1 pseudogene is annotated in these 1042 nt (G+C 74.6%); it reads right to left on the bottom strand.

What is annotated here, in order from left to right:
• Positions 1 to 1042, bottom strand: a pseudogene (locus ACWEN0_RS50010) (helix-turn-helix transcriptional regulator); the annotation flags it as partial.

Here is a 1042-nt window from a genome sequence, read left to right as displayed (position 1 = left end):
CAGCTGCTCGCCGATCTCCTTGTAGGTGTGCCCGGCGACGAACAGCCGCCCGATGTCGCGTTCGCGTTCGGTCAACGCCGGCGGCTCGGCCGCCGCCGGCGGCGGCGAGGCCGCGGCCACGGTGGCGCCGGCCGGGAACTGCTTGGCCGCGCGCAGCAGCGTCACCATGGCCGCGCGGTCCGTGGCCCGGACAGCGGCCTGGCCGGCCAGCCTGGCCGCGTCCCACGCCAGACCGGCGCGGTTCAGCCGTTCCGCGGCAGCCAAGACCGCCTCGACCTCACTGGAGCCGTCGAGAACGGCCAGCCATTGCTCGCCCGCGGCCGCGAAGGCCGGCCCCAGCCGCCCGGAATCCGAGGACGCAGCCAAGGGCCGCAACACCGTCCGCGCGGTGTCCCCGTGGCCGGCCACGATCGCCGCGTGGAACTCAGCCCAACACAGCCACGCCGACCACAGCAGCGGGGAGCCGAGGCGATCAAGCAGGGCGAAGGCGCGGTCCCGATGCACGCGCACGCGATAGCCCTCCTCGATCCGCGCCGCGCCCACGAGCACCTCCCCCAAAGGAAGCAGCGCGAACAGGTCGACCGGCTGCCGCATCACCGCCTCATACGCCGCTCCCCAGCGCTCCCGCACCGCCTCGGGCGTCCCGCCGCGACGAGCCAGCCCCAGCTCCAACCCGTACAGGAACAACTCGTCGCGAGGCGCGAGGCGGACCTCCGACCGGCGCACGACGGTCCCGTGGGCTTCCGCGGTGGCGAGATCTCCTCGCAGCATTGCCGTCCAGCCGAGCAGCAACGTGTGCCGCTCTCCGCCGCCGGCCCGCTCGAGCACGCTACGAGCGAGGTCGAACTCGGCAGCGTGCAGTGCGACCAACCCCGTGAGCGCCGCAGGCGACTCCGGAAGCAGGTGCGCAATCGGGGTGGCCGAGTCGGCCGCGGCGAGCAAGGTCGCGAGGGCGGCTTCCGGCCGGCCGGCCACCGATTCCCGGATGCCGTCAAGCAGCTGCGCGGCGACATGCCCGTAGGCCGGAGCCGGGCCGGCCGGC

The organism is Amycolatopsis sp. NPDC004378, from assembly GCF_053602455.1.
This window is presented reverse-complemented; position numbering and strand designations above follow the sequence as displayed.